Below are 20640 nucleotides of genomic sequence, written 5' to 3' on the forward strand. Positions count from 1 at the left end.
CATGTCTCGAAAAATCGTGGTCACCGGTTTAGGTGCAACCACTCCCATCGGCGGAGATGTTAGCACCACTTGGAACAACGCCCTTAACGGGGTTTCGGGGATTAAACAACTTGATAAAGATTGGGTAGAACGTTACGAGCTGCCTGTCTATATTGCTGGGCAAGCAGCTACTGCTCCCCTAGATTCAGGCCGCTTGACGAAGGTTGAAGCAAAACGTCAAGATCCCTCTGCACAGTTTGCTCTTGTTGCAGCTCGAGAGGCTTGGGAAGACGCAGGTTTTAGCGCAGATAACGCAGAAGATGCTCAGGGACTTAATCCTGAGCGCGTTGGAGTTGCTTTCGGAACTGGAATTGGCGGAGTGTGGACTCTTCTAGATTCTTGGGACACACTCCGAGAAAAAGGCCCTCGTCGGGTGTTGCCGCTTACTGTTCCTATGCTCATGCCTAATAGTTGTGCGGCAGCTGTTTCTATGGCGCTCAATGCGCGTGCAGCAGCACAAACGGTGGTTTCTGCGTGTGCTTCTTCAACTGAAGCGATGAGTCTTGCTGTTGAGATGATTCGTAGTGGAAAAGCTGATGTCGTTATCGCAGGTGGCGCCGAAGCAGCCATTCATCCACTTCCTTTAGCTGCTTTCGCTAAGATGCAGGCCCTGTCAACTCGCAATGATGATCCGGTCTCTGCTTCACGTCCCTATGATGTGGATCGTGATGGTTTTGTCATGAGCGAAGGTAGTGCAGCTTTGATTCTTGAGTCAGAAGAACACGCTCGAGCTCGTGGAGCACGTATTTATGCAGAATTAGCGGGAACGGGTGTTTCTGCTGATTCGTATCATATTACTTCTCCCGATCCGGAAGCTCTCGGAGCAGTCCGTGCATTGAATCAGGCTTTAGCTGACGGCAATATTGATGCTGAACAAGTAGTTCATGTTAATGCTCATGCGACGTCTACCCCTGTAGGAGACGTTCCTGAGTCTTCCGCTTTGCACCAAGTTTTTGGTGACCACACGAAACACATTGCAGTTTCTGCAACAAAATCAATGACCGGTCATCTTCTTGGGGCAGCTGGTGCTTTAGAAGCTGTTTTGACAGTATTAGCTGTTTTTCATCGTAAAGCACCATGCACTATTAATCTTGAGCATCAAGACCCTCAAATTGATTTAGATGTCGTTACGGAGGCACGTGATTTACCAGTTGGAAAGATTACTGCCCTGTCTAATTCTTTCGGTTTTGGTGGGCATAACGCGGTAGTTGCGTTCCGTTCTATTGAAGAATAAAGCCTTGTCCTGATTAAAAAATACGCCGGTTTTTAGCTTCACCTCATCACAGATAAGAAGCTAAAAGCCGGCGTATTTTTTGAAAAGGAACTATAGGTTAACGTGACGTTCTAACAGGACGGGAGGTTGCCGTTCTAAGTTATTTTCTCGAAGTGGTTCAAGCTCATTATTCCAAGGTTCACCAAGTGCCTGAGAAAAAAGCTGTAAGAGTTCGTGTGGCTCCCCACCACTTTGTTCGTAGATGGAACGTACACGGTCTTCACTCATCAGAAAATTTCCGGCAGTGTCGGTAGGGGCATAGAACGTTCCAAGTTCAGGAGTGTACATCCACCAGCTTGGCAGTTCTTGTTCGTCACCGTAGAAGCTCACTTCAAACCAAATTTTTTTGAGTGGTATCAGAGCTGAGGTGATTTGCGCAGCTCGTTCTTCGGATCCGCTCCATTCCAAGGCGGCACAGTAATATTCAGGTTTTTGGGTTTGTTGTTCCCAGGTGATGGAAGATAAACCGTCGATAAGGTTTTCTAAAGACCATTTTAGGTGTGGTATAGCCGCAGCAGGTACTGCATGGATATAGAGTATTCCCCCACTTGTCATAGGACACTTCCCGTAGACGGCATTTCATTTGGTTACTAGTAGTAGAGTACCTCAGTTTATGAGCGCGGATGTGCTTTTTCATAGATTGCAGTGAGTCTTTCCATCGAGACATGCGTATAAATCTGTGTTGTGGCAAGAGAGCTATGGCCTAGAAGTTCTTGTACTGTGCGAATGTCAGCGCCAGCATCAACCATATGAGTTGCTGCACTATGGCGAAAGACGTGTGCACCACGAGCATTGGTGTTTTCTAAAAGAGCTAAGAGCTGGTTAATGCATTCACGTAGTTGTCGAGGATTTGCGCGAGTACCTTGCGGCCCGATAAAAAGGGCTTCTTCGATGGGTGCTTTTGAATTTTTGAGCCATTGTGGACGCCCGTAACGTATCCATTGTTCGATGGCTTCTAGTGCGGGTTTCCCGAAGGGGACAATTCGTTCTTTATTGCCTTTACCGATGACTCTTAGGGTGCGTTGTGTTCTATCGATACTCGATAGGTTGATGCTGCATAGTTCGAAAATTCGCAGTCCGCTAGCGTAGAGGAGTTCAATAACAGCGCAGGTTCTTAGCGTGTGTGGGTCGTGTGGGTTTTGGGTGAGTCGTTCTTCCAGCTCTCTAAAGAGCGTTTGAAGGTGTTCTTTGGTGAGGACGGTAGGTAGTCGGTGTTCTTTTTTGGCGGTTGCTATTGCTAGCGTCGGGTTTTGGTGGATGTAGTTTTCTTCTTTGGCCCATGAGAAGAAAACTCTTAGGGTGGAGAGCCTTCGTGCGGTAGAGTTGCGAGACTGGCTGCGTTCGTGTTGGTGAGAGAGCCATGCACGTAGGAAGCTGAGGTCAACGTCGTTAATGTTGTGTAGGCGTTGTTCTTGGGCGTAGGTGAAGAATGCTTTGAGGTCGCTACGGTAGGAGTTGATGGTGTTTTCGGAACGAAATTTTTCGTAGCGTAAGTATCGTGTGAAGTTCTCGATTAGTTGTGAGAAGATTTGTTCTTCTAAATGTGTGGATGGTTCCAGGCGTAGGGTATCTTCCGTTTCTATGGGTTTGGTGTTCTCCATGTACGGTGTTTTCCTTTTCTGTTGGCTCTCTTCTGTTGATTCTACCGTTTCTTTTTATGCCAGAGATGATTGGTGTTTTCGACGAGTCGGTGGTGGCTAAGGTATCCGAGCGCACTCATAATATTTCGTGGGTTAGTTCCAATGAGCATACTAATTTTTTCGATGCTTATGCCTTGTTGTAATGGTAGTACGTCCCAGATGCGTTGGTGTAATTCTGTTAGTAGAGGTTCTTTTGCTAGGTGTTGTATGTTTTCGGTGTTTGATGTGGCGGAGAAATTTTCTAGGTGCAAGTCTTCGATAACTTCTTGGGCGCAGGTGATAGGTTGTGCGAGTCCCTCACGTAGTAGTTTGTGGCATCCTTGTGAGGTCGGACTAAAGATTGATCCGGGTACGGCTCGTAGTTCTCGGCCTAGTTCGAGGGCGTGGTGTGCGGTGTTTAGTGCGCCTGAACGCCAGCGTGCTTCGATGATGATGGTGAGTTCGCTGAGGGCAGCGATGATGCGGTTTCTTTGGAGAAACCGCCATCGTGTTGGTGGCGTTCCCAAAGATACTTCGCTCAGGAGTAGCCCTCGGTTAATGATGTGTTCGTGTAGTTGTTGATGTTGTTTCGGGTAGGGTCGGTCTACTCCGCAGGCCATCAGCGCAATGGTTGGCAGGTTACTGGGCGAAGCTTCTAGCGCTTTGTTGTGTGCGATAGCGTCTATTCCTAAGGCTCCCCCAGAGATAATAGGTGTTTTTGTTGCTACGAGGTCTTGAACGATATGGTTAGTTGCGCTGTGCCCGTATTGGGTCGGTTCGCGGGAACCAACAACAGAGATGGCGGGTATATGCCGTAGTTCTTGTAGGCGTTTTCGTTCGCCTCGTCCCCATATAGCGTAGGGTCGTGAGCTGCCGAGGTCGTTGAGCGTTTCAGGCCAGTCCTCGTCTTCAGGTGTACAAATCCAGCTGTTGAGGCTTTGTGCTGAACGGTGTTCTTGTTCAGGGCTAAGAGTTTCGGCTCGTTGAGACCAGCGCTGAATTCTTTCTTGTAATGCTAGGTATGTTTCTTCGGAGCTTTTGTGGAGTGTTTCGCTCATAGATGAGTGGCTTTGGGACAGAGCTTTTTGCCATTCTTTAAACTTTAGTGGTGTTTTACGGCTGAGAATGTATGCGGTTTGAGGTGCTCCTAGAATCTCGATGGCGTGGTGAATATATGGGTCTTGTGGCTCTGCGATACGTAAAATTTGGGCGTAAGCGTGGTGATGTTCCATGGATATTTTTCTTGGTTGAGTGTTTTTCTTAGGTGGTGAAGGGTTCTTGGCTGAGGTGTCGGAAATATAGTGCGGTATCGATGTGCTCTGTTGTGGGACTGGTGGCTCCGTCGAGATCTGCTAAGGTCCATGCTGTTCTAAGGATTCGGTCGTATCCGCGAGCGCTGAGGTTTCCTTGATCCATGGCGTGGTTGAGTCCGGTAGTGAGTCGGGTGTCGAGTTTGAAAGTGTCGCGGAGCAGTTGTACGTTCATGTCGGCGTTGGTGAGTAGCCCATAAGGTGATAGGCGTTCTTTTTGGAGGTTGCGTGCTTGCTGGACTCGTTGGGAGATAGTTGCACTATTTTCAGGTTTTTGGTGGTGTACTAGTTCCCGAGAGAGGATTTTAGGGATGGTGATGTGTATGTCGATGCGGTCAAGTAGTGGCCCAGAGAGTTTTCCGAAGTAATTTCTGCGTTCTTTAGAGGTGCATCTGCAGTCTAGACCTTGTCCAATGTTGTTTCCGCAAGGGCAAGGGTTTGCGGCGAGGATGAGTTGGAAACGTGCAGGGTAGGTTGCGGTTGCGGTTGCTCGGTGGAGGGTGATGTGTCCGGATTCTAGTGGTTGTCGAAGTGAGTCGAGTACCGTTCTTTTAAATTCTGGTGTTTCGTCAAGAAAGAGCACTCCCCTGTGTGCTTTAGAGATGCTTCCGGGGCGTGGTATTCCTGAGCCTCCGCCGAGTATGGATGCGGTGGAGGCGCTGTGGTGTGGGGCTTGGAAAGGTGGTGTTCGGATGAGTTCTTGGCAGGGTTTTTCTCCCATGTCTAAGGAGTGTATGGCGGTTACTTCCATAGCGCTGACATCATCTAGTGGCGGTAAGATGCTCGTTATCCGTTCAGCAAGCATTGTTTTGCCGGAGCCTGGCGGTCCTTTGAGCAGTAGGTGATGTCCACCTGCAGCTGCAATTTCTAAGGCAAGGCGGCCTTCTGTTTGTCCTGCGATATCTGCCATATCTGCGGTGAGTTGAGGTGTTGCGGTTGTGTTGTGGTGTTCTTTAGGTGGCGTTTGTGCCGATTCTTTGAGTGTTGTGGGGTCTGCCCCGAGGAACGTAAGAACTTGGGCGAGGGAACGGCATGCTGTGATGTGAGCGCCGGGGATTAGCTGAGCTTCTTGGGCGTTTTCTTCGGGGACTACGATATGAGAGAATCCTGCTTCTATTGCGGCTTTAACAGATGGGAGTACCCCCGGTATCCTTCGTACGCTACCGTCGAGTCCGAGTTCCCCGAGGAATACGGTATTGGAGCTGCTACGTATTTTTTGGTCTGCGGTTAAGGCTGCTACTGCCATAGCTAGGTCGAAGGCTGATCCGCGTTTAGGTAAAGTTGCGGGGCTAAGATTTACTGTGATTTTTCGTTGGGCTAGTGACATCCCAGAGTTTTTGACGGCGGAGCGTATTCTGTCTTTAGCTTCGCTCAAAGAGGTGTCAGGTAAGCCTAAAAGGATGAAAGATGGTAGTGCTTGAGAGATATCAGCTTCAACTTCGATGATATGTCCGTTGATTCCTACTAATGCTACAGAATAGGTTTTTGCGTATGCCATTAGCTCACCTTTTTGAGGTGCTCAAAGGTGAAATGTTCTGGTGTGCCGGTAATAGCGATAGCGTCTAATTGGATATGTGTGAAGTCGTGTACGTCGTGTGTGGCGCACCAATAATAGGCTAGTTGTTTGAGCTTTTTTGTTTTGCCGTGGTGAATCGCGGTGAAGGGGTGTCCGTAGTTTTCTGTGCTGCGGGTTTTTACTTCGAGGAAGATAAGGTTTGCGTCGGTGTCGAGTAAAACAGCGTCGATTTCTCCACGTAGTTTAGGTTCTCCGGGGAGGGGCTGTGGTCGCCAGTTTTGTTCAAGGAGGGTGTAGCCTTGGCTGGTGAGTATCTCAACGGCGAGATGCTCGCCCCATCTTCCAGTTACGAGGTGCTGTGCCATAAAGAATCTGGTGTCCGTTCATTGCCAGTAACATTTTCTTGGTTACTAGCATGCGACAGTAGATACTTTTGGAGTATGGAGAAAAAGATTCTGGGGATAAAAGTGGATGTTGAGAAGAATAGAGGATGTTCTCCACAGTCATATGGTGGGTGGGTTTATTGTCCGCAGTTTTAAACCAGGTTCGAGGAACTATCCTTCACCAAATCCAGGAATTTGCGGAACAACAAGTTCGGCGTCGGCAAGACGCTCTTCAACATTCACATCTTTAAAAGAATAGACGTGTACGTTTTTGACAAAACGTGAAGCACGAAAGAAATCCCATACCCATACGTCGTTCATCGTCACCTCAAAGTAGACGCTTCCCTGTTGTATATGTGGGGTAACTTCCACACTATTAGCTAGATAGAAACGCCGATCGGTCTCTACCACATAGCGGAAAAGTTCATAAACCTTCTGGTATTCCTCATATAAGGCCAGTTGTGCCTGAGTTTCGTATTTTTCAAGATCTTCTGCACTCATGATGTTTCTACCATTCGTTGAATATATGCGTCTTTGAGTTGTTGCGGTTCAAGACCCAAATTCCAGCTAAGCCGGTGATGGGCGCTTGCCCCATACATTGCTAATGCTTCGCGGTGAGCTTTTGAACCATACCCTTTGTTCTTCTCCCAACCATAGGAGGGATTCTCTGCCGCTAAATTTTCCATCAGACGGTCACGATGGACTTTAGCTACGACCGATGCAGCTGCAATACATGCGCAACGGTAGTCACCTTTTACAATCGTTGTGACCGGTATGTCCCACGGTTGGTGTCGAGGATATTTTGAAGAGGCTTGTTCTTTCCACGTCTCATGAGCAAGCTCTTGGTATAGTTTTTGCGCTTCATCTAATTCGCTCAGCAAATCGGGAGTATTCGGGCTGAACCAGTTATGAGAACCATCTAAGAGAATCCTCTCAGGAAAAGAGGTAATACGCTGGTCTAGAAGAGCTTGAGATAAAGCTCGTTGACCAGCTAAACGTAAGGCCAACGTCATACCCAGTGCATCAATCTCTTGAGCTGAAGAATATCCAAGACCAGTAGCACACCAATCTTTGATGAGAGGGACGAGAGCTTCTCTCCTTTTAGCGCTGAGCGCTTTGGAGTCGGTGAGCCCTTCTACCATATGTTGCTGTTGGGCGGTAAGAATTGAGACTCCAACACCTACAGGCCCAGCTAAAGAGCCTCTGCCGACTTCGTCCATGCCTACGATGAGTTGAACACCTTGAGAGAAATATTCTTGTTCAATCTCGAGTGAGGCAGTATGCGAGATAGCGTTCACTTCTCTGAAGCTTTATTTCTGGGAACGTCTGCGAAGACATCATGCGCTCCACCAATAAATTGGAAACGGTTAAGCGGCCATGCACGTACAAAGACTTTACCTTCAACATCGCTATCACTAATAAATTCGTGCCCGTCTTCGATATGGTATCGAGAATCGGCTGAATTATTACGGTGGTCTCCTAACACAAAATAGGAGTTTTCAGGGACGATTACGTCAAAAGGAATCTCAGAGGGCTTCGCACCTGGGTAGAGGTATGTTTCGTCAATAGCTACACCGTTGACCATGATTCGACCGTTTGCAGAACAACAGACAACGTGGTCTCCTCCAACACCGATGACACGTTTAACAAGGTACTTATCAGAGCTGTCGGGAAGGATACCGACAAAGGCTAGAGCAGAAGCGACGGGGTTAGAACGGTGAGGAGAAGAATCAATCCAACCTTGAGTATCTTTAAAGACGATAATGTCTCCACGTTCAGCTTGGCTAAACATTGAACCAGCAACATTAACAAAGACACGATCGTTAACTTCGAGGGTGTTTTCCATCGAACCAGAAGGAATGTAGAACCCACGAATAACGAAGGTTTTGAGGATGAACGCAATGACCAACGCATAGAGTATGACGATACCAAATTCTTTAACTTGCCCAAGGAATCCGGTCTGCTCTGCAGGCGGGACGTCTTGATGTAAGAACGTTGCGTCTACAACATCCTCTGCGGTGTTTAGTGTTTGAGGTTCTTCATGTTCTGGAGACTGAGACATACCGTTCTTTCTGCCTTCTATAAGATTATTAAAATTAAGGATACGGGAAAACACTTGAACAATAGGCCCATATTTAGAAGGATATTTACTGAAAATCCGCTGTATATATTGGGTTAATGAGTTGCTATGTGTTCAAGAGCTCCAAAATGTTGGAGGGGAAGAATACGGTAAATGGGTTTACCGATAATTTTTTCTTCACGAATCATCCCCCCGCCCGGTGCAGCTAACAAAGCACGAGAATCTTCTGATACTGAACGGTGATCTCCCATCACCCAGATACGCCCTGGCGGCACAATAACATCAAAGTTGACGGTGGAAGGGTCATCTCCGGGAAAAAGATAGGGTTCTTCAAGTTCTTGACCGTTAAGCAACAAAGTACCAGTATCTGAACAACAAGTTATTCTATCTCCGGCAACGCCGATAACACGTTTAACATAAATCGTTTGAGAACTTTTCAGCCCCACCCATTGCTCTAAAGTTCCTAGCGGGTCATGTAGCCAGGGGTTGGTACTTCGGTACGGGTCAAAAGAGCCTGTTCCGTCAAAGACAACAAGGTCTCCTCGTTGTGCTTGGGTATCTAATCTGCTGACGAGGATACGGTCACCGGTATTTAGTGTTGGTTCCATCGACGCTGAAGGTATATAAAAAACATCAACGAGGAAGCTCCTTATCAGGATGACGCACAGAAGAGCTAACGAAAAAATAACAGCGAACAGGCGCCTCCACCCGTAGCGGATGGGGCGCCTGTTCGTTGGTTGTGACCTTAAAATGCGGTCCATCCGTGAAAGATTACGCGGTCTTCTCGCGCTTTTCGCGGATACGTGCAGCTTTACCGTGGCGATCACGCATGTAGTAGAGCTTTGCACGGCGAACGTCACCGCGGGTAACAACCTCAATTTTGTCAATAACCGGGGAGTGTACTGGGAAGGTACGCTCAACACCAACGCCGAAGGATACTTTACGGACGGTGAAGGTTTCGCGAACGCCAGCACCCTGACGGCCTACAACGAATCCCTTGAAAACCTGAACACGAGAACGGTTACCTTCAACGATGTTAACGTGAACGTTGAGGGTATCGCCAGGACCGAATTCGGGGATGTCGTTACGAAGTGACTTGTTGTCAATGAAGTCAAGAGTCTGCATTGAGTTCTCCATGAGCTACCAGCCGTAGGTCTAATAGTCTCGTGATACTTCTGCCTACTATCTCTATGTGGCAGAGTTCCAAAATACGTAGACCCCGCTGGGTGGTGTCTACGGTTCATTTTGTTATGGTCGCTCATCCCCCTACGGCAGGGGCGTACCCAAAATGAACACAAGAAATAATTATGACATAAATACGGCTCTGCGACCAGAACTTTAGAGGATTAACATATCAAGAGCTCATAAAAGATTTTTTAGTCTTGCTCTCGTAATTCTTGGAGTAAGGATAAATCCTGTGTATCTAATTGTTCTTCGGACAACGACTCAATCATGTCATATCGGCGGGTAAATGTCCGTCGAAGCTGTTCATCACGACGCCATCGGGCGATAGCAGCATGGTTGCCAGATAATAAGATGTCTGGAATATGATGCCCACGCCATTGAGACGGTTTCGTGTAGACGGGGTATTCTAACAATCCTCCCGTATGTGATTCTTCTTCTAAGGATTGGGGGTTTCCCATCGCGCCAGGAAGTAAACGCGTAATCGCTTCAATCATCGTAAGGACGGCAACTTCTCCCCCGTAAAGAACGTAGTCTCCTAACGATACAGGCATCACCTCAAAAGAGGTTTCTGCCCATTCAAAGACTCTCTCGTCGATACCCTCATATCGAGCTGGCGCGAAGACAAGGTGTTCGCGTTCTGAAAGTTCTTCAGCTAAACGCTGGTTAAAAACTACTCCAGCTGGGGAGGGCACTAACAGCAGAGGACGTTCTTGAGAAGTTTTTGTCGTCAAAACTTCTTCTAGGGCTAAAGCCCACGGTTCTGCTTTCATCACCATTCCTGCGCCACCACCATAGGGGGTGTCATCTACCGTTTTATGACGGTCAAACGCATAGTCGCGAAGGTGATGAATGCGGATATCGACAATTCCTTGTTCTTGAGCTTTACCTAGCAGCGATAGCCGTAGAGGTTCAAGATATTCAGGGAAAATAGTGACAACATCATAGCGCATTCTATTGTTCCTCTGATTCTTCGCTACCTAGAGTTAAAAGCCCCTCTGGCGGGTCAATGAGGACGAAGCCTTCTTGTGTATCTACTTCAGGAACAATTTGTTCCACAAAAGGAATCATGGCTTCTTCCTCATGATGCAAACGAACTAAGAGCAAATCTTGAGCAGGCATTGTTTGTAATCCAATAACTGTACCGATTCCTTCACCTTCGGGAAGTTCCCCTTCGGGAACATCATGGTACAAATAGACCGGAAGATCTACTAAATCGTGTTCGTAGTATCCTTCAGAAGACTCTGCTTCAGAAGCGTCGAACGTCAATCGTGTGTTTCGTAGAGTTTCAGCCTGGTTACGTGATGTGACTTCTTCAAACCGAACCACCAGAATTTTTTTGTTCCATCGGCTGTGAGCTACGGTTAAAACACCGTTGGGGGCAATAGCACCAACGGGAGTTTCAGTCTGATAATTTTCAATGTTTAGCTGTTCTCCGCAGGCAAAACGTTCTTGAGGAGAATCAGTAAAAAGTTCGACGGTCACTTCTCCACGAATACCATGTGGTTTACCGATACGCGCAACTAAAATCTGCATGAGGTTCTCCTCGCATTATCTTTCAATAGCAGTAAAAAATATTAGGTGTTAGTTCTTCTGTGGGTTCTAGTTTATCGTGTTTGGGTAATAACGGGATAAGGCAAAGGAGTCCCAAGCCTGATTCAGGCTTGGGACTCCCCCGATAAACATGCTTTGTTTATAAAATTTTTAGCGTTGGCGATCAGTATCGACGACGTCTACACGAATGTGGTCGCCGTCGTTGATTGCGTCAATAACGGTGCGAATATTATTCGCGGTGCGTCCTTGACGCCCAATCACACGACCTAAATCTTCAGGGTTAACCCGAACTTCTAGGAAGTCACCACGACGACCGCTACGAGAACGAACTTGAACGTCGTCGGGGTTGCTGACTATTCCTCGAACGAGGTGCTCAAGGGCATCGGCCAACATAATTACTCAGCTGCTTCCTCAGTAGCTTCTTCAGCTACCTGAGCTTCTTCTTCCTTAGCTTCAGCCTTAGGGGTGATAGCTTCAGGAAGAATAACGGAGCCCTTTTCAGGGACAACGAACTCAGGCTTAGCTTCTACAGGCTTTACAGCAGATTCTGCTTTTTCACCCTTGAATGCTGCCAAGTCACCGGTGAGTTTGAGCAATGCGCGTACCTGCTCGGTTGGCTGTGCGCCAACAGATAGCCAGTACTGAGCACGCTCAGAGTCAATCTGGATAAGGGAAGGGGTCTCGGTCGGATGGTATAGACCGATTTCTTCAATCGCACGACCGTCACGTTTAGTGCGTGAGTCCATAACGACAACACGGTAACGAGGATCGCGGATTTTACCCATACGCTTCAGACGAATTTTAACAGCCACTGTAGTGGACTCTCCTGTTTCTTTGTTTCAGGCGAAATCGTATTTCTGCTCCGGTGGGGCCGGCCATCCATACAATCTCTAAAATGAACACAATATGATGCGGTGAGAGGCCCGCACCTATCGGGTACCTGTGCAAGTATGCCAGAGCTGTGAACGTTAATCCAGAACTTCGCAGGTATTTTCACGATGTTATTGATAAAGTCACAGACTATTTCTGTTCTTTTTTCAAAAGAACTTGCTTCCACGTAGCGGCACTACCCGAACGCATCACCTGATGACGATAAATCTTGGCACCCCATAAGGTCATGCCCCACGTCGCTATCAGAGCAAATACCAGAGACAGCACTGGTTCCCAGAAAAAGACATCTTCTCGCAACATCCTCATGGGCATTGCAATAGAAGACGCAATAGGAATATATGAGACAACGGTTAGGACAGCCCCCGAAGAGTAAATACCAGCAAAAAACGCAGCCATCAGAACAATGGTCAAAGGGGAAGCTAAGGAACCGATATCTTCAACGCGTGAAGACATGGCACCAACAGCAGCCCAGATAGTTGCAACTGCCGCAAAACCAACCACATAGAACACCGCGAACCAACCGGCAGACGGAAGAATCCACGCATATTCTTGGGCAAGGTTAAAGACATTCAGACCCGTTAGAGCAACAACTCCGTAGAGCAGCATTTGCCCAATTGCGAGAATCACGTTACCAAGAACTTTTCCTGCCAAAAGTTGAGAAATCGGAATAGCGGTAGCAATAATCTCAACAATACGATTTTGTTTTTCCTCAACCACGCTCATGGCAATCAGCTGACCAAAAATGAGCGATGACATGTAGAAAATCAGGGCAAAAATAACACCAACCAACAAGGCAATACCACGATTATCAGAGTCCTTAAGCATGGAGACTTTCAGCGATGTCCCCTGCTGCAACTCTTGCCAAGAGACACCGGCTTGAGCAGCATTCTGTTCTATTTGTTGCGTGAAGATAGTATCTTCAAGAACACGTGTCAACGTATTCTGTGAAGAATCCTTATAAACCAATTCCCAGCCCTGTTCGGAAGAGAGTTCTTTAAGGTATGCATCTACATCATCTTCTTCTAGCGCATGCTGAGCTGACTGTTCAGAGTCAAATAGCTGAACGTCTAAAGAATCATCAGGGTCTTGGTCCTGAAGAATTTTCGTAGAACTTTCCACTAAATGTTGAGCTTTTTGGTTAGTCACAGCAACGGTATAGTGAGTATTTTTCTGCCCTAACCATATGTTAAACCCCATGCTGAGGACAATAATTACGACAGAAAAAAGCGTGCTGAAGATAAAAGTTTTATCTCGAAGCTTTGTGTTGATTTCACGTACCATGACGATACGCCAAGGTGCAGGTGCTTGATTCATTGTGCTGTCACTCCTCGATAGATATCTCCTAATGTTGGTAGTACGCGCGAGAACTCCGTCATCCCCTGATCAACGGCATAGCGAAGCAGTTCAGGTCGAACCTGTTCGATAGGGTGTACGAATTCTAAAAGCGCCTGAGTTCCTTGGAAGTCAAGCACACGTATCCCCTCATAGCTTCGAAGCCAGCCCAAATCTGTTGTTGACTGCATCCTAAAGTGTTGAGGCGACTCCTCACGAAGTTGCTGAGCATTCCCCGCCGCACAAATAATGCCTTGGTGCAAAATCACAACTTCTTCACATAACCGGTCGATCAAATCCAACTGATGTGATGAGAACATCACAGGAACACCAGAGCGAGCAATCTTGTATAACAGTTGAACCATGTTCTCAACACCTTGGGGGTCAAGACCAGAAAACGGCTCATCGAGAATTAAAGCCTTCGGTCGATGCAAAATAGATGCAATAATCTGAACGCGCTGTTGATTACCTAAAGACAAAGATTCTAGTTTACTGTTCAGGTGTTCACCTAAGCCCATGAATTCTAGGTAATCGGTAGCTTCACTTTTTGCGGTACTAACATCCATTCCATGCAACTGCCCCAAATACACTAGCTGAGACAGAAGAGGCTGTTTAGGGTATAGGCCTCGTTCTTCTGGCATGTAACCAAACGTTTTACGATGTTGGCTGGTAATCTTCTCACCGCAATACAGAATTTCACCCTGACAAGGCTCTAAAAGCCCCATGATGATACGCATTGTTGTTGTTTTACCAGAGCCATTTGCTCCCAAGAACCCCGTAAGAACACCAGCATTAACGGTGAAGTTAATGTCCTCTAGAACTTTTTTCTCTCCAAAGCTTTTACTTACATGAGAAATTTCAAGAGAACCATGAGGCGGTTTATGAGTGTCTACATGTTCGACCATAGTGACCCTTTCGTTGTGTCACCCCTACCGGTGGTCAGGGATGGCACCGTTATTATTACTCACTACGAGTCTAAAAAATTTCAGAAAAGCAGAACTCCCCCATAGGACTGATTTCTAGAAGGTTTCCCCTCATATCAGTGAACAAGACCTGTACGATACGCAAAAATTACCGCGTTCACTCGGTCTCGAGAATGAGTTTTTGCCAAAACATTAGATACGTGAGTTTTCACGGTAGATGAACCTAAAAACATCTGCTCCGCAATTTCAGCGTTGGTGAGGCCTTTCGCCAAGTAGCTAAGAGTCTCCCGTTCACGAGCGGTCAAAGACTCCACACGCAGACGATCTTCGGCAGAACATCCTGATACGTTTGAGGACGCACCAGAACTCATAGCTGAAGAAGTATTCAATGATGAAAAGTCAGAGGCGACAGTAATCTTTTGAATAACAGGTAAAGTCACCTCCGGGCTGAGCAAAGCTAAACCTCCATGCACTTGTTCAATGGCTTCTACAAGTTTTTCGGCAGTGCAAGTTTTCAACAAAAAACCACTCGCTCCAGCGTTAAGCGCACCAAAAAGATAATCATCACGGTCAAAGGTGGTCAGCACCAGAACCTTTGACTCCGTCTGTTGAACAATCTGTAATGTCGCGTTAATACCATCAAGAACAGGCATCTGCACATCCATTAACACGACGTCAGGCTTGAGTTGAAGGCACAAATCTACAGCTTCTTGGCCGTTATGGGCCTCTCCTACGACGTGGATGTTCTCTTCGACAGAAAGAATCATCGAGAACCCGTTACGGACAAGGTCTTGATCATCGGCTAAAAGCACGCGAATAGTCTCTGCACTCATGTATTTTCACTATGTCTTTCTGGTATACGAATATAAACGAACCACCCTTGAGCATTCGTGCGGTGTCCGTAAGTTGCTGAACCTCCTAAAGCCTCAGCGCGCTCTTTAATACCGCATAAACCGTAGTTTGAGGAAGACTTATCTGCAGGTTTCTTCTGAGAGCAACCATCATCAATGACTTCTATTTCAATCCATACTCGCTGGTTGACCTCTACAGAACGAAGAATCACGTGCACCGTACGTGCCAAAGAGTGACGACGCACATTATTCAAAGATTCTTGAATCATCCGATAAATAGAATTCTGCGTCCCCTGCGGGATTTTTGCCAAAAACTTTTCTTCATGTTCAGATTTCAGATACTCTACCTGAAACCCAGAAGCTTCTACTTCAATAAAAAGTTGTTGTAGTTGTTCTAAGGTCGGTTCACTATAGCTGATATTTCCTTGAGCTTTTGACGGCTCTCTGTCCTGACGTAGAAGACGTACGATAGAGCGCATCTCTGTAATAGCTGTACTCGCGCTTTGTTCAACGTTTTGTAACGCGTCAACAGCTTTATCGGGGTAACGGTTGAGAAGACGCCGAGCAGCACCAGACTGGACAGAAATAACAGAGATATGGTGACCTACCGAGTCATGCAGTTCGCGTGCTACACGTAAACGTTCGCGCACCACCCTATCTTGTGCAATCTGTTCACTTTGTTGTTCTAGCTCATGACGCTGATTTTCTAATATCTCACTTTGGTAGGCTCGAATCCACGAGATACGGCCCAATGCGATACCTGAGCCAAAATACATCCCATTATTTATGCATAAGGTCAGCAACGTGGCAAGTGAACTATCGATAGGCCCGTTCTGCGCCATCTCGTTGACGTTAAAAAGTGCAACACCGTGAAGAGTCCACGCAATAATAATCCACACAATCGTCAAGAAAATCACGATGTAAACAGACATCCAAACAAGTTTTCGGTCTTGTCCCCAAGCAATCACCGTATACAGCAAAAATAAGTACGTCACTTGAAAAATTAACGTGAAATATATCGGTGGTGAAACCGTTAACGACGGTGGAACAAAGAATATCAACGTTGCAATAGCAAAGGCCGTCAAAGGGTAGCGTCGTCGAACGGTCAAGGGTAGCACCATCAGCTGAGCCAAGATATAAGACCACAAAATTTCTTGATGGTCATCACCAAAAAGACCTAAGCTCTGGTAGCTGGCCGAAGAGATTAAGGCCAATAATGAAGCAACCAGAGACAACCAAAGGTCGTAGCGAAAAGACTGTTCAGAAGGAACAGGACGTTGCCAGTCAGGATCAATATCAACGCTCTTTCGCAGGTATTGAGCGATACCATGATGCTCCATCAGCCCTCCGAAAACCGTGAACGCAAAGAACGAAATAACCTTTTAACATGCTTCTTTGCACCTTGATGTTGCTGTTGTTTTTTCTCCTGTTGCTGGTTCTCTACCTCAAGGGCATATTCTCGCAGTTCTTCAAGAACAGATTTCTGAGGTTTAAAAGGTTCAGCAGTTGGCTCTAGCTTCTCCTGTTCTATTTTTTTCTGGTGAAGGTATTTCTGCCCCCAAAGAAACTCTGCGGTTCCCATTCCAGCACATGCCAAAGAAGCTAATGCTTTCAGAGGTGAAGAAACACCAGAACTTTTATCACGATAAGCTAGAACTCCTAGAACCGCTGAAATGCTCAAAGTCAGGGCAGCATCTGCCCGCAATATCCAAGGGTTCTTCTGAAGAATTTCAAACGCATCTTCTTCTATATTTTCTTCAGGTTCTGAAGAAGAGGAAGGCTCAGCAAGTGAGCTTTGAACCAGCAGAGAAAGAGACTCAACTATTTTTTGGGTTTCAACCTCGTTCATCGGTTCAGTGGTAACAAAAATTGCTCGTTGAAGGTCATCTTTTAGAGGTTCTATCTCTTGTTGATGTTCGTGAGCTCTGAAAAATGTTGCATCACATATTTCACGGAAGAATTCTTGTAGCTCCGCAGGCGCACACAAAAGTTGTATCACGGATTCGGCGCTTAGTAAGGACCCATAATCTTGTAAATATAGGTGAAGCCGGTGCATAAAGTTCTCATCGACGTTATACGCCCACATGAATTGTTCAAGTTGTTCTAAGATACGCTGTTTTTGAAAAGGTTCAGGAAGAATACCAGAAAGCTGTTGCATCATTTCTGAAAGGAACGTACCTTTTGCGTATAAGGATTCAGGCAGATGAGGGTTAATGTTTTTTGATGCCCCCCAGAAAAAATCGATAAGGTACCCTTCATGTACGTCAAACAACGGAAGTGGTCTTCTCAAACCATCACGAAGTTTCTCCATCCACGTATCCCATAGGGGGTTGTGCCAGTCATGGTTCTTTTCGTGTGCTGGGATAAAACAGGCTATATGTACGCCGTGAGCAGATGACGTCACCATAATAGCTGGTTGTTGTAGCTGGTATAGCAGTTGTGCAATCAGAAGAGATTTTCCCCAAACAATAGACCAACCAGATTCGCAGTCTTTAACGTCGAGCTGTTCTGTTGCTGACATACGATGTATCTGTTCACGAAGAACATCGGCGCAGACAGGGAAAGTAGCAGCCGTTCCCACCGCAAAAGTGTTAATTTCTAGGCTCTCCCCTAGTGAAGTCAGCTCAATAGAATAGTCTCGCTCCCTCGGTAAAATAATGCTCATCATATCCGCGTCAATACGTTCTTGTATCTGTTGAGCATAATTTTCAAGAGTTCTCCCAAGCGAGAAGGATCCATCTTTTTCGGGTGTAACAACACGAAGGCCTTCAACAGTCTCAGAACTATCAGGTACGCAAAGAACATGAGCAACTACAGCAGTCATCGTTCTTTCATACACAATGATTTCTGGAGTATCGCTCAGAATATCAGTGAAACTTTGATCAAGCTGATCGTCGGCGTAGAAGAGTTCTTCATCATCTTCGTCTTCTGCCGTATCCTGTTCGAGCGGCTGTTCACTCTCATGTGATGACAGTTGCTCCGCGTCAGGAATTTTCACATCATCACATTTCAATGAAAAAAGTTCAGTGAGCTGTTCATCAGTGATTCCGGCGTCAAGAGGACCATCTTGATCAAGACCGTATTCTGTTTCGTAGTCAGGCACTGCGCAGTAGCTAAAATGGATTTCTGCCCAAATAACGTTATCTTGTTCCCAAGACACGTTTCCTTCTGAATCTTTAGGAAAAATATTCGACGTCATCACGTTCTTTCTACGCACATTTATGATCGGTAACAGCACCTTCTCACAAGAATACCGTGAGAAAACACCTTCTATGAATCTTCAGAACTCAGTTCAATCATCTGGCCGGTCTCCAAAGCCTCATAACAGGTGCGAAGACGATCCGCTAAAGAGTGTTTAAAATATTGTGCAGCATCGTCTAAAGCTACCCAACGATACCCTAAAAGCTCTTCTGATTGCACGTTGATAGGAGTATCAGAGTCAATGACACCACCATCATAGAAATAATATGAAGAATCACCCCACACACCCATTTGCAGCCCATGAAAAATGACGAGCAAACGCCCAGGGGTAAGGTCTAACCCGACTTCTTCGAGCACCTCACGAAAACAGCCTCGTTGTGGTGCCTCACCTGTTTCGACGGTCCCACCAGGAAGAGCCCACCCGTCACGGTAATTAGGTTGTACCGCGAGAAACTCATTCTTTTCATTCCGGATTAACGCCCCCGCAGCCATACGTCGTGTCGGTAAAGTCGCAATAAATTGGATAAGTTCTTCTTCAGAAAGATAAGTATCAGCCATCATCGTCTCCTGACCCTTTAGCCTTAAGAACCCTCACGTAGGTTCTTAACGGTATCTATGTCTTAGGCACAACACTACAGGCATTACCGCTCAGCTCTCTTATTTTGGCATAAGAATAACAGGTCTTATTTTTCTTGTGTAACCGTGGAGCAACAGTACGTCAACGACAAGAGCGTGTTGAGCTTTTGATAGCCAAAAACAAAGAAGTCTTTAGTGTTTTTGACATCCGTCATGATGCCACAAAACACTAAAGACTTCCGTATGAGTCACGTAACCGTAGCTCACATATAGTCAAGAAACTTTATTTATCTGAACCTAAAAACTTCTCAAAACCTTTAGGAAGGTTCAGCTCTGAGGCGTCGAAGTCTTGCCCAGTGTTTCCAAAGGCAGAACCAGCAGGCGCACTCTGTTTCTTCTGAGCTGCAGCTAATTGCTGTTCGCGCTTTGCGGGATTACCAGAACGCGCTTTCTTCGCGTTCTTGCCTTTCTTCTTATTGGCTTTACGCGCCGCACCAGCTGCAGCTGCCATCCCCGGCATTTGCATACCGCCGGGCAAACCAGCCATATTGCCAGAGGCAAGTTTCTTCATCATCTTTTGAGCCTGAGCAAAACGTTCCATCAGCTGATTCACTTCAGAAACAGTAACACCAGCACCACGAGCGATACGAGCCCGTCGTGAACCGTTAATAATTTTGGGAGCAACGCGTTCATGCGGTGTCATCGAACGGACGATTGCCTCGACTCGGTCAATTTCACGTTCGTCAAAGGCCTCAAGCTGCTGACGAATCTGAGCGGCTCCAGGCATCATCATCAGCAGTTTTTTCATGGAACCCATTTTGCGAATCTGCTGCATTTGCGCTAAGAAGTCTTCAAACGTGAAGTCCTCTTGGTCAGCAAATTTTTGGGCCATACGGTCGGCTTCAGCTTTATCCCAATTAGCTTCTGCTTGTTCAATGAGAGTGAGCACATCACCCATATCCAAGATGCGAGAAGCCATACGGTCAGGATGGAACTGTTCAAACTCGTCGAGGTTCTCACCTGTAGAAGCAAACATAATCGGTTTGCCCGTCACCGATGCAACAGAAAGCGCTGCACCACCGCGTGCGTCACCATCAAGTTTTGAGAGGACAACACCGGTAAAATCGACACCTTCGTTAAAGGCAAGTGCAGTATTGACAGCGTCTTGACCAATCATCGCGTCAATTACGAAAAGAACTTCATCCGGTTCAATCGCGTTACGGATGTCTCGTGCCTGTTGCATCAATTCGGCGTCGACACCGAGACGACCTGCAGTATCGACGATGACCACGTCATGCAACTTTGCGCGGGCCTCTGCCACACCATCACGAGCAACTTGTACAGGGTCGCCAGTGGGCACATCAAATTCAGAAGTGACGCCGGGATGTGGAGCATAAACGGGTACTCCGGCACGTTCACCAACAACTTTTAGCTGGTTCACTGCGTTAGGACGCTGAAGGTCAGAAGCCACCAGCATCGGTGTGTGTCCTTGGCTCTTGAGCCAGTGCGAGAGTTTTCCAGAAAGGGTGGTTTTACCAGCACCTTGAAGACCGGCAAGCATAATGATGGTAGGCCCAGACTTCGCCATATTGATTCGACGAGTCTGACCACCCAAGATGTTGACAAGTTCTTCATTAACAATTTTGACAATTTGTTGGCTGGGGTTAAGCGCTTCAGAGACTTCTTGCCCCAAAGCACGTTCTTTAACGTGAGCGGTGAACTCTCGTACCACCGGCACTGCAACGTCAGCGTCCAAGAGCGCACGACGGATTTCCCGTACGGTAGCGTCAATATCGGCTTCGGAGAGGCGACCTTTGCCGCGGAGGTTTTTGAAGGTTGCTGTCAACCGGTCAGAGAGTGAATTGAACACGAGTCGTGAACCACTTTCGCTATTTGGGTAGATCGAGGAG

At 46.8% G+C, this 20640-nt stretch carries 22 protein-coding genes; 1 reads left to right on the plus strand and 21 read right to left on the minus strand.

Annotated elements, in window-relative coordinates:
• The first annotated feature begins 1 nt into the window (after position 1).
• A complete protein-coding gene (gene fabF / locus ACN084_RS03655; protein WP_419106034.1) occupies positions 2-1273 on the plus strand; it encodes a beta-ketoacyl-ACP synthase II in 1272 nt (423 codons plus the stop codon).
• A gap of 90 nt (positions 1274-1363) precedes the next feature.
• On the opposite strand, the gene ACN084_RS03660 is transcribed toward fabF, so the two are convergent.
• From ACN084_RS03660 to ffh, 21 genes are all read right to left on the minus strand, one after another.
• On the minus strand, positions 1364-1867 hold the full coding sequence (locus ACN084_RS03660) for a DUF3145 family protein (RefSeq protein WP_419105925.1): 504 nt from the start codon (positions 1865-1867) through the stop codon (positions 1364-1366).
• A gap of 56 nt (positions 1868-1923) precedes the next feature.
• Complete coding sequence (locus tag ACN084_RS03665) at positions 1924-2913, minus strand: tyrosine recombinase XerC (protein ID WP_419105926.1); 990 nt, start codon at positions 2911-2913, stop codon at positions 1924-1926.
• A 41-nt stretch (positions 2914-2954) separates the two neighbouring features.
• Positions 2955-4163: a DNA-processing protein DprA gene (gene dprA, locus ACN084_RS03670; protein ID WP_419105927.1), complete on the minus strand. Its 1209-nt coding sequence runs from the start codon at positions 4161-4163 to the stop codon at positions 2955-2957.
• Positions 4164-4191: 28 nt separating this feature from the next.
• Positions 4192-5739 carry a YifB family Mg chelatase-like AAA ATPase gene (locus ACN084_RS03675; protein ID WP_419105928.1) on the minus strand — a complete coding sequence of 516 codons (1548 nt, stop codon included), beginning with the start codon at positions 5737-5739 and terminating at the stop codon, positions 4192-4194.
• Positions 5739-6122, minus strand: a complete 384-nt coding sequence (locus ACN084_RS03680) for a YraN family protein (RefSeq protein WP_419105929.1) — start codon at positions 6120-6122, stop codon at positions 5739-5741. Before ACN084_RS03680 ends, ACN084_RS03675 begins: the two co-directional genes overlap by 1 nt.
• A gap of 189 nt (positions 6123-6311) precedes the next feature.
• Positions 6312-6641, minus strand: coding sequence for a DUF2469 family protein (locus tag ACN084_RS03685; protein WP_419105930.1), 330 nt, complete (start codon positions 6639-6641; stop codon positions 6312-6314).
• Positions 6638-7438, minus strand: a complete 801-nt coding sequence (locus ACN084_RS03690; protein ID WP_419105931.1) for a ribonuclease HII — start codon at positions 7436-7438, stop codon at positions 6638-6640. Before ACN084_RS03690 ends, ACN084_RS03685 begins: the two co-directional genes overlap by 4 nt.
• On the minus strand, positions 7435-8202 hold the full coding sequence (gene lepB / locus ACN084_RS03695; protein WP_419105932.1) for a signal peptidase I: 768 nt from the start codon (positions 8200-8202) through the stop codon (positions 7435-7437). The genes ACN084_RS03690 and lepB (ACN084_RS03695) overlap by 4 nt, the downstream gene beginning before the upstream one ends.
• Positions 8203-8315: 113 nt before the next feature.
• The gene (gene lepB, locus ACN084_RS03700; RefSeq protein WP_419101644.1) at positions 8316-8972 is read right to left on the minus strand and encodes a signal peptidase I; all 657 of its coding nucleotides are present in this window, start codon (positions 8970-8972) and stop codon (positions 8316-8318) included.
• A 19-nt stretch (positions 8973-8991) separates the two neighbouring features.
• Positions 8992-9345: a 50S ribosomal protein L19 gene (gene rplS, locus ACN084_RS03705; RefSeq protein WP_419101386.1), complete on the minus strand. Its 354-nt coding sequence runs from the start codon at positions 9343-9345 to the stop codon at positions 8992-8994.
• A gap of 251 nt (positions 9346-9596) precedes the next feature.
• Positions 9597-10355 carry a tRNA (guanosine(37)-N1)-methyltransferase TrmD gene (gene trmD, locus ACN084_RS03710; RefSeq protein ID WP_419105933.1) on the minus strand — a complete coding sequence of 253 codons (759 nt, stop codon included), beginning with the start codon at positions 10353-10355 and terminating at the stop codon, positions 9597-9599.
• Between the two features lies 1 nt (position 10356).
• Positions 10357-10938, minus strand: a complete 582-nt coding sequence (gene rimM, locus ACN084_RS03715) for a ribosome maturation factor RimM (protein WP_419105934.1) — start codon at positions 10936-10938, stop codon at positions 10357-10359.
• A gap of 168 nt (positions 10939-11106) precedes the next feature.
• On the minus strand, positions 11107-11349 hold the full coding sequence (locus tag ACN084_RS03720; protein WP_419101389.1) for an RNA-binding protein: 243 nt from the start codon (positions 11347-11349) through the stop codon (positions 11107-11109).
• 2 nt (positions 11350-11351) lie between these two features.
• Positions 11352-11768 carry a 30S ribosomal protein S16 gene (gene rpsP, locus ACN084_RS03725; RefSeq protein WP_419101390.1) on the minus strand — a complete coding sequence of 139 codons (417 nt, stop codon included), beginning with the start codon at positions 11766-11768 and terminating at the stop codon, positions 11352-11354.
• Between the two features lie 208 nt (positions 11769-11976).
• Positions 11977-13161 (minus strand): ABC transporter permease, encoded by a 1185-nt coding sequence (locus tag ACN084_RS03730; RefSeq protein WP_419101391.1) that lies wholly within the window; start codon positions 13159-13161, stop codon positions 11977-11979.
• Positions 13158-14084, minus strand: coding sequence for an ABC transporter ATP-binding protein (locus ACN084_RS03735; protein WP_419101392.1), 927 nt, complete (start codon positions 14082-14084; stop codon positions 13158-13160). Before ACN084_RS03735 ends, ACN084_RS03730 begins: the two co-directional genes overlap by 4 nt.
• Positions 14085-14218: 134 nt before the next feature.
• Complete coding sequence (locus tag ACN084_RS03740; protein ID WP_419101393.1) at positions 14219-14935, minus strand: response regulator; 717 nt, start codon at positions 14933-14935, stop codon at positions 14219-14221.
• A complete protein-coding gene (locus ACN084_RS03745) occupies positions 14932-16293 on the minus strand; it encodes a sensor histidine kinase (RefSeq protein WP_419105935.1) in 1362 nt (453 codons plus the stop codon). Before ACN084_RS03745 ends, ACN084_RS03740 begins: the two co-directional genes overlap by 4 nt.
• Entirely contained in the window at positions 16293-18152 is a 1860-nt protein-coding gene (locus tag ACN084_RS03750; protein ID WP_419105936.1) for a hypothetical protein, read from the minus strand. Before ACN084_RS03750 ends, ACN084_RS03745 begins: the two co-directional genes overlap by 1 nt.
• 71 nt (positions 18153-18223) lie before the next feature.
• Positions 18224-18712, minus strand: coding sequence for an NUDIX domain-containing protein (locus ACN084_RS03755; RefSeq protein ID WP_419105937.1), 489 nt, complete (start codon positions 18710-18712; stop codon positions 18224-18226).
• A gap of 301 nt (positions 18713-19013) precedes the next feature.
• Positions 19014-20600, minus strand: coding sequence for a signal recognition particle protein (gene ffh / locus ACN084_RS03760; RefSeq protein WP_419101397.1), 1587 nt, complete (start codon positions 20598-20600; stop codon positions 19014-19016).
• Positions 20601-20640 lie beyond the last annotated feature (40 nt).

Origin of the sequence: Rothia sp. P7208, assembly GCF_048512915.1 — a bacterium.
Taxonomy (GTDB): Bacteria; Actinomycetota; Actinomycetes; order Actinomycetales; family Micrococcaceae; genus Rothia.